Annotated in this window: 7 protein-coding genes and 1 pseudogene; 3 read left to right on the top strand and 5 right to left on the bottom strand. The window is 69.3% G+C overall.

Annotated elements, in window-relative coordinates; all coding sequences use genetic code 11:
* Positions 1 to 155: 155 nt before the first annotated feature.
* From ACFY1P_RS32705 to ACFY1P_RS32685, 5 genes are all read right to left on the bottom strand, one after another.
* On the bottom strand, positions 156 to 572 hold the full coding sequence (locus ACFY1P_RS32705; protein ID WP_390752665.1) for a hypothetical protein: 417 nt from the start codon (positions 570 to 572) through the stop codon (positions 156 to 158).
* A complete protein-coding gene (locus tag ACFY1P_RS32700; RefSeq protein WP_390752664.1) occupies positions 569 to 991 on the bottom strand; it encodes a hypothetical protein in 423 nt (140 codons plus the stop codon). Before ACFY1P_RS32700 ends, ACFY1P_RS32705 begins: the two co-directional genes overlap by 4 nt.
* A gap of 126 nt (positions 992 to 1,117) precedes the next feature.
* On the bottom strand, positions 1,118 to 1,714 hold the full coding sequence (locus ACFY1P_RS32695) for a DUF6262 family protein (protein WP_390752663.1): 597 nt from the start codon (positions 1,712 to 1,714) through the stop codon (positions 1,118 to 1,120).
* Positions 1,711 to 4,320 (bottom strand): tyrosine-type recombinase/integrase, encoded by a 2,610-nt coding sequence (locus ACFY1P_RS32690; protein WP_390752668.1) that lies wholly within the window; start codon positions 4,318 to 4,320, stop codon positions 1,711 to 1,713. Before ACFY1P_RS32690 ends, ACFY1P_RS32695 begins: the two co-directional genes overlap by 4 nt.
* A 5-nt stretch (positions 4,321 to 4,325) precedes the next feature.
* Positions 4,326 to 5,504, bottom strand: coding sequence for a tyrosine-type recombinase/integrase (locus ACFY1P_RS32685; protein WP_390752662.1), 1,179 nt, complete (start codon positions 5,502 to 5,504; stop codon positions 4,326 to 4,328).
* Positions 5,505 to 5,628: 124 nt separating this feature from the next.
* On the opposite strand from ACFY1P_RS32685, the pseudogene ACFY1P_RS32680 reads away from it, so the two are divergent.
* The 3 genes and pseudogenes from ACFY1P_RS32680 to whiG all read left to right on the top strand — a co-directional run.
* Positions 5,629 to 6,267: pseudogene (locus tag ACFY1P_RS32680) on the top strand (ATP-binding protein); the annotation flags it as partial.
* Positions 6,267 to 7,583, top strand: a complete 1,317-nt coding sequence (gene dprA / locus ACFY1P_RS32675) for a DNA-processing protein DprA (RefSeq protein ID WP_390752661.1) — start codon at positions 6,267 to 6,269, stop codon at positions 7,581 to 7,583. The pseudogene ACFY1P_RS32680 and the gene dprA, both read left to right, overlap by 1 nt.
* Before the next feature lie 270 nt (positions 7,584 to 7,853).
* Positions 7,854 to 8,690, top strand: a complete 837-nt coding sequence (gene whiG, locus ACFY1P_RS32670) for an RNA polymerase sigma factor WhiG (RefSeq protein WP_116214125.1) — start codon at positions 7,854 to 7,856, stop codon at positions 8,688 to 8,690.
* Positions 8,691 to 8,755: the final 65 nt, after the last annotated feature.

Below are 8,755 nucleotides of genomic sequence, written 5' to 3'. Positions count from 1 at the left end.
TTTTCCGGCCATGGAGGCTGCGAAGGGCTTGTGACCTGCGCCTTGGCTAACGAGCATGTTCGCCATGTGAAGTGGGTGCCGCAGAGGATCGCTCAATCAGGTGGTCTCCGCGGGCACCGTCGGGCCGACGGAGTCGTGGAGTGACTCGCAGGCTGTCACCAGGACAGGTTGGGGATGACTGCGCCAAGGTCCTCTTCGGTCAGGGCCTCGGCCTGCATGACTGCATCCTCGATGCCTTTGGCAATCTCGCCCAGGCCGAGATCCTTGTGCTGAATGTCCAGGTAGGAGGCAATTTTCCGCGTGTATCGATCACCGAGTCGTGCTCCGAAGCTGAACTCGAGGTCAGCTCTGTCGGAGCTGGGCTGAGGGATCACGCCGACGGATGCGAGGCGATCCAGCGGATCGGTGGAAGTTCCTTGTGAATAGAACATCCACTCCATGGCTCCGTGGCGATCCCCGCCCTTCGTGATCGGCTTGTAGTCGCGGACCACCTCGGGGCGCTCGTCCAGCAGCTCCTTCATAAGCGCATGCACGGTCGTTGCCCACTGGCTGTATACCTCGTTGGCGGTCACCACAGTGCAATCTCCCACTTCGATGCAATGGCCTCCGCTTCGAAGCCGTCTAGCAGGATGTACTCAAAAGCGTTTCCCCAGGCCACGTGCCTTGGGCCCGCGATCTTCTTCAGCTTTTGCGGATCGAGAACCAGTGCATGCTTCCGAGCGTAGGCCGCTCCGGGCAGCGCCAATGAGCGAATTGTCTCTTCCTCCGGGTAAGGAGTCGGAGTTGTATAAATTTCCCGAGTGGTTCCATGCCGGAAGGTGCCCACGTTGTGGAACATCAGGAAATGAAGCAGCTTTCGCCCTCCGAGTTCCGCAGCCACTGCGGGTCCGTCCCGGACGGGGAGGGCCTCATCGGGAGTGTTGCACGGGCAGACGTTCGACGGGCCGACCATGTGAAGGTCGAGATGCGTCGCGAGGTGGGTCACAGGCATGAGAAACACCTCCCATGCCAGCGTGACACTGGGGTTTCGGTGTCGCCTGTCGAGACCGGGAGTCCTTCCGGTCTCGCCGGTCTCGACAGGTTGTAGCTCCTTCCGACGGAGTTCCTCAGGCCAGGATCAGGTGGACAGTTCCGTCGAGTTCCGCTCTGCGATGCGAACTTCGAGGTCGGCGATGCGTTTGTCGGCGAAGCGGACGTTGTCGCGGGCGGCGGACAGTTTGCTGGTCAGCGACTTGTTCTCCGTGGTGAGCTGGCGGACCTGCTTTTTCAGTGCGGCGCTTTCGGTGGTGAGGCGGACGATGTCCTCCTCGGTCCAGGCGGTCTGCAGGTCACGGACCTGGCCGAGGAGCTCGGCGATCCGTTCGCGCTGGGCCAGGATCTCGGTGTGAGCGCTTTTGAGGGCGTCCTCCGCGTTCAGGGCCCGTTCCCGCCACGAGGCTTCGATCGCGTCCTGCTCGGCCTGTCGGTCCTGGACGCGGCGGCCGGCGGCCCGGCTGGCGGCTTCGCTGATGAGGGTCCGCGCGTCGGCGTGTTCGTAGAGGAACGTGCGGGAGACGTCTGCCTGCCGGGCGACCGAGGCGACGGTGATGGGTGTCCGTGTTCTGATCATCTGCTCCAGGGCGTCGTTGATCCGGCCGAGGCTCGCGTCGGTTCGCTGTCGTCGGACTTCGAGAGCTCGGGCGGTGCGAGCCGCAGGGATCTTCGGATCACTCACTGGGCCTCCTCCGTTTCGTCGGCGTCTTCATCGGGTTCGTCGTCGGACAGTTCCGCGAGGTCCACGGACCGAAATGCCAGAGTCCACATCCGGTGGAAGTAGTCCTGAGGCCGCCGTAGATCCATGGTGAGCGCTTCCTCGAGCAGGCCCATGGCGGCGAGAGCTTTCTCCAGGCCCTCGATCGCGCGGGCGGTGGGCTCGAAGAGCTGGTGCAGGTAGTCGGCGGTCTCGTCGCTGGGGGCGCGTTCGGCCTGGGTTCGCCACTGCTCGGCCTTGCGGCGCCAGTAGAGGAGGTCGGCGCCGGACATGACGAACTTGTCGCAGTTGTGGCAGTCGAGCTCCCAGGGGCAGGCGTCGCCGCGGACGACGGGTTGGAAGGTGCAGAAGCCGCCCTCGGCCGGGGTGCTGCCGCGGGCCAGGTCCAGGGCCATCGCCTCGGCTTCGGCCTTGGTCATCTTCTCGTCGGGGGAGATGAGGAGCTTGCCGGGCTCGGCGGCGCCGGGGCCGGCGACCCAGACGCGTTCCAGGACGTCGTCGATCTCGGAGGAGGCGACTTTCGCGTAGTGCTCGGCCATCCGCTGGGAGACCTGGCCGAGGTACTTCTTGATGTGGTGCAGGCCGGCGCCGTGTTTGAGGAGGTTGGTGGCCAGGGTGTGACGGGCCTGGTGGGGGACCCAGGCGCCAAGGTCGAGGTCTTCGAGCCAGCTGCTGAAGCCGGTATGGAAGAAGGTGTACGAAATCGAGACCGTGCCCTTCGGGTTGCGGCTGCGGGAAGGGAACAGGGCCAGCTGGGCCCGCTCCTTCGGCGTGGGTGGCCGGCCGTGGCGGTCCTCGAACCGGTCGAGGGTGATCTGCTGGCGTTTTTGCAGCCGCAGGTAGAGCGTCTCGGGGATGCGGATCGCCTCGTCGAGGTTGCCGACCTTGGTCTGGTCGTGCCAGAGGAACGGAACACGGCGGTGGACCGTGATGCAGTCCAGCCTCAGCCGCAGCACTTCGTTGCAGCGGCGGCCGGTGAACACCAGGGCCTCCCAGGCGTCCCGAACCCCGTGGTTGTTCGGGTCGTAGCGGTCCGCGAGCATGTCCAGGTTCGCCGGGGCGGCCAGGGCCCGGGCGACCGGGTCGGGGAACGGGCGCCGGGCCTTGAGGGTGGACGGGCCGCCGGTCGGCAGCTCCACGATGAACTTCCTCGACAGCCCGATCTCCTCGGCCAGCCCGGTGTCCAGGGCGAAACGCAAGATCGCCCGAGCGTGGTTGAAGATGAAGCGGCCGGTGCTCGCGGTGACCTTGCTCGGTTTCCCGTGGTGACCGCGGACGCCCAGAGAGGGCAGGTTCTCGCGGATCCGCCGGTTGTGGTCGGTGACGAACCGCTGCATGTGCTCCGCGTCCAGCAGCCGCGGATCATGTCCCCCCTTGGGCGCCGTGATCGCCAGGAAGGCGCCCAGCTCGATGCAGGCCCGCCGGTCGTTGTCGAGCGGACCGGTGCTGCGAGGGCCCTTCGGGGATCGCAGCCGGCTGGCGAGATGGTCCCAGAGCAGGTCCCGCAGCCATCGCTGGGGCACGTCCGTGAGGTCCCAGTTGCTGTGCCTCTGCGGGAACTTGACGCCGAAGTGCTCGGTCTCGATGTAGCCGGCCTCCTTCGTCTCCTCCGTCGTGAAGTAGATGATCCGCAGCTCGGTCAGGGCCTCGTGCAGGATGAAGCGCTTGCGGGAGTCCAGGGTGCTGCGTTCCTCGGCGAGCTCGGTCAGCGAGCCGACGCGGCGGTCGCGGACCAGATTCACCAGCTGCTGGATCCACCAGGTCGGCCAGTAGGTGTGGGCGCCCCGCTGCGTGTGAGCGAACAACGTCCACTGAAGCTCCGCGGTCACCAGCGGCGGCAGCCCCTGGAGATTGATCGTGCCGGCCCGCGAGACGGGGTGCGTGGTCTTGCACCAGCGCAGGAACGTGGCCTTGTCCCCGTAGAGGATCGGGACGGGCTTGCCAACCATCTCGTAGCGGTTGAACCACTTCGGCGGCCGCATGGCATGGCCGGGACGGCCCTCCGCGTCGTAGCGGAGTTCGTGGACCCGGCAGAGCCTGAGCGGGCTGCAGGACAGGGACTGGCAGGAGGCGACGATGCAGTCCCCGTAGCCGTGGAACGGCTCGGTCTGCGTCGCGAGCCAGTCCTCGAAGACCAGTACGGGCTCCGAAGAGAGGGCTTTCTTCCAGCGGCCGTGGTGGGCCAGACACAGCTCGAGCCCGTGGTGACGGGCCGGACGGACCTGGCAGATCCGGCAGACCGGGGGCTCGCCCATGCGGTCGTAGAACTTCGCGGGCTTCGCCTCGCGCAGGAACTCGCGGCGCGTCAGCTGCGGGTCTTCCCGGCGACCGCGTTCCCACTCCATCTTGTGGGGGTGACACAGGTCCCGGGCGTTGGTGCGGGAGTGGTGGCAGTCCTCCACGCGGCAGAGCCAGCCGAAGACCGGGTGGTCAGCGGGAACCTCGAGGAGTGTCTCGCGAAAGAGCGGCTCGACGTGCGGGCCGCCGAGCAGGGCGGTCAGCAGCTCCAGGCGGTCGCGGGTCTCCCTCCGCCGGGCCGGGTCGGTGATGGTGTGCAGCGGCAGCAGCATGTCACTCACTGCATCTCACCCCACGCCGTCAGCAGGGCCGTGTTGAAGGCGGGGTCGTTGACATCGACGTGTGCGTAGATTTCCTCGACCGTCTGGGTCGAGGCCCAGCCGCCGGCGTCCCGGACGATGACCAGGTTGCCGTCCGCGGCGTCCAGCACGGCGTTCGCCCAGGTGTGGCGGAACATGTGCGGGCGGATCAGCCCCAGGCCCGCGCGGAAGCCGGCCCGCCTGAGCATCTTGCGTGCGCCCTCGGGCGCCCAGGGCAGCCCCTTGCCGGGCCCGTGCTGCTGGACCAGCAGCATCCCGTGGGCGGCGCCGCGCGGATACTCGTTCATCATGTAGTCGAAGTAGGCGTGGATCATCGCCGGGCTGACCCGCTTGATCAGACCGCCCCGGATCACCCCGCCGTCGAACTCCCACGGCCACTTCGTCTTCGCGCGGGCGTCGGTGACCAGACCACCGCGGTGGCAGACGTGCAGGTGCGGGGCCCGGCACTCGCCGCAGGTGGCGTTCTCCCGCAAGTGCAGGTCGCACAGGTGGAGACCGCAGAACTCGCCGATGCGCAGACCGCCGTCGCTCAGCCACTCCACGGTCATCCGGTCGCGAGCCGAGTTGGCCTCTTCCAGCAGGACCTCGCGAGCCCCCTCCGGCAACATCTTCTTGTGCCGGCGCCGCACCGGCTCCGGGGCCAGCGGGTTCGCGTCCATGCTCCGTGCAAGGTGCCCCAGCAGAGCCCGGTCCCGGTCCGCCTGCGTCGGCAGCCGCTTCAGGTCCAGGGCATCACGGAGATCCGTGTTGATGCTCAGCTCGGCCTGCTTGAGGTAGAAGCCCTTCAGGCAGGCCGCAGCACCCCGCAGCGCGTCGTTCTGATAGGGGCGCTTGCCCACCCGCCACGGCTGTCCGTACGGCATCGAGACCTTGGCCCCGACCGCCTTCATGTACCGCTGGAGATCGCGGTAGACCACCGTCTCGGGCGTCAGGCCCTCGTACTCCAGCCACCGCAGGTGGTCGACCAGCAGATACGCATACGTCCGGTCCGACCCCTTGCCCGCGTACGGAGCGAGATACCGCTCCGCCGCCGGATGCAGCCCGCTCATCGAGTCGAAGATCGTGTACGAACGGCTGCCGTCCCGGTGCCGCACCTTCTGCACCCTGAGCTGGCCCGTCGCCAGTCTCTGTGCCATGTGACCTCCATGCCGACCGTGCTGACATCGCGAACATCACGACGCCGGTCGGCAAACGAGGTCGGGATGTCCCCGGTCACAGCCCTCAACAGACATGGCGTACAGCAGTAGCTAGGCGGGAAAACTGGACGAGGCCCCGGAGTTCAGCGGACGGGCGCTGGACGCCTTGCGGCAGCCGCTCGAGGCCGGGCACGTCGTGGTGGCCCGCTCGGCGGGGATGATGCAGATGCCCGCGCGGTTCCTGCTGGCCCTGGCCGCGAATCCCTGTCCTTGCGGGCGGCATTCGCAGCCGGGGGAGGAGTGCGAGTGCTCGCCGAACGCGATCCGCCGCTATCAGGCCAGGCTGTCGGGCCCACTGCTGGACCGGGTCGACCTGCGGGTCAGGGTGGAGGCGGTGACCCGGGCCGAACTCACCGGGCGGGACGGCGCGGAGAGCACCGAGACGGTGGCCGCACGGGTGCGCGAAGCACGGGAGCGGGCCGCCGCCCGCTATCGGGCCACCCCGTGGAGCACCAACGGCGAGATGCCGGGCCACGAGCTGCGCACCCGATGGCACCCCCTGCCCGGAGCCCTCGCCGAAGCCGAACGCGACATGGAGTGCGGCCTGCTGACGGCCCGGGGCCTCGACCGGGTCCTCCGGGTCGCCTGGACCGTAGCCGACCTCGCCGGACACGACCGCCCGGACGCCGAGGACGTGGCCCAGGCCCTTCACCTGCGCACCGGTGTCGTCAGGAGGGTTCCGGCCGAGGCGGGAGCGGGATGATGGGCGGCCGCCGGAGAGCGGGGGAGGGGCCGGGCGAGGGAGGCGGAGGTGCCGGGGCCGGGCCGGGGCCGGGGAGCCCGGAGCCGCGATGCCCGGCGCCTGAATCGCTGGTGCCGGAATCGGTGGAGCCGGAGGAGCCCGCGCCCGGTCTTGGGGAGCGGCTCGCGCGCGTGGCGCTGACACGGCTCACCGAGCCAGGGGACGAGAAGGTGGGGCGGTGGCTGCGGGAGCTCGGCGCCGAGGAGCTGGTGCGGGGACTGACCGGAGCGGGACCGCCGCCCCCGGGTGCCGGGAAGGAGCGGCTCGCGGGATGCCGGGCGCGGGCGGCGACGCTCGACCCACGCCGTGACCTCGGCAGGGTGGCCGGACTGGGCGGCCGCTTCCTCTGCCCCGGTGACCGGGAGTGGCCGGCCCAGTTGAACGACCTCGGTGACGCCCGGCCCATCGGGCTCTGGGCCAGAGGCGAGGCCGATCTCCGGCTGTGGGCCCTGCGGTCCGTCGCCGTAGTCGGTGCCCGGGCCTGCACCGACTACGGCTCCTATGTGTCGGCCACCCTCGGCACCGGACTCGCCGAGCTCGGCTGGGCGGTCGTCTCCGGCGCGGCCTACGGCGTGGACGGCGCCGCGCACAGAGGGGCGCTCGCCGCCGGCGGGGCCACCCTGGCCGTGCTGGCCTGCGGGGTGGACGTGCCCTATCCCCGCGGGCACACCGAGTTGATCGGCAGGATCGCGGAACAGGGTCTGGTGCTGGCCGAGTTGCCGCCCGGCGGCCATCCGACACGCAGCCGCTTCGTCCTGCGCAACCGTGTCATCGCCGCGTTGACCCGGGGAACGGTGGTCGTGGAGGCGCAGTACCGCAGCGGCTCCCTGGTCACGGCGCGGCGCGCCCGGGATCTCGGGCGGCACACGATGGGCATTCCCGGCCCGGTCACCTCGGGGCTCTCGGCGGGCGTCCATGAACTCCTGCGCGAGGGCGCCTGCGTGGTGACCGACGCGGCCGAGATCGCCGAACTGGTCGGCGGGATGGGGGAGCTCGCCCCCGAGCGGCGCGGCCCTGTCGTGCCCCGGGACCTGCTCACCCCCGCGCTGGCCGCGGTGCTCGAAGCGGTGCCGGGAGGAGCGGGCGGCGACCGCGAGCTCATCGCCCGCGACGCCGGTCGTGACCGGGACCGGACCCTCCACCATCTCCACGAACTCCAGGCCCTCGGCTTCGTCGAACGCTGCGGTGATCACTGGAAGTTGACCGGCCCGACGTCAACATCCGGCACCACCAAGCCCCCCGGACGGCGCCCCTCCGTGCGGCGAGGCGGTTCTTGACCTGGGGCGATCGGGTGAAAGGGTTAAGGGGGTGACCGCGGGAGCCGATACGGCCGACCCGCCGCGGCCGCCGGGCACCCCCGGCAGCCGCACTTCGGGAGCGCGGCCAGTGAACGTATCCGCATATCGACCGAAGGGGCCTTCCTCGCGCACCGCAGCGCATCAGTCACGCTACGCTCACGGGAATCCAGCCATTCGTACCACTCCATTCACGTCCCCATTCACGTCACGTCTCCATTCACGTCACAGCAGAACGGCTCAAGACGACGAATGCCCCAGCACACCTCCGGGTCCGATCGCGCGGCGGCACCGCCCGCAGCACGCGGGCCCGTGCGCCCTCCCGCACCCTCCACGCTCGATGAGCTGTGGCGGTCGTACAAGGCCTCGGGCGACGACCGGCTGCGGGAGCAATTGATCCTCCACTACTCGCCGCTGGTGAAGTATGTGGCGGGGCGGGTCAGCGTCGGACTGCCGCCCAATGTCGAGCAGGCGGACTTCGTTTCCTCCGGGGTCTTCGGACTCATCGACGCCATCGAGAAGTTCGACCCCACGCGCGAGATCAAGTTCGAGACCTATGCCATCACCCGTATCCGCGGCGCGATGATCGATGAATTGCGGGCCCTGGACTGGATCCCGCGCTCGGTCCGCCAGAAAGCGCGTGCCGTCGAGCGCGCGTACGCCACCTTGGAGGCGGCCCTGCGCCGCACGCCCTCCGAGGCCGAGGTGGCGGCGGAGATGGGCATCGCCGTCGAGGAACTGCACAGCGTCTTCAGCCAGTTGTCCCTGGCCAACGTCGTGGCGCTGGAGGACCTGCTGCACGTCGGCGCCGAGGGCGGTGAGCGGCTCAGTCTGATGGACACGCTCGAGGACACCGCCGCGGACGACCCCGTCGAGGTGGCCGAGGACCGCGAGCTGCGCCGGCTGCTCGCCCGCGCGATCAACACCCTTCCCGAGCGGGAGAAGACGGTGGTCACGCTCTATTACTACGAGGGCCTCACCCTCGCCGAGATCGGCCACGTGCTCGGCGTCACGGAGAGCAGGGTCAGCCAGATCCACACCAAGTCGGTCCTCCAGCTGAGGGCGAAGCTGGCGGACATAGGCCGCTGACCGGCCCGCCGGTCCGCCACAGAGCTTTCGTGGAGCTGCCCCGCGCCGCGCGGTGCGCCCGCCCG

The organism is Streptomyces sp. NPDC001407 (assembly GCF_042895325.1).
GTDB lineage: Bacteria > Actinomycetota > Actinomycetes > Streptomycetales > Streptomycetaceae > Streptomyces.
This window is presented reverse-complemented; position numbering and strand designations above follow the sequence as displayed.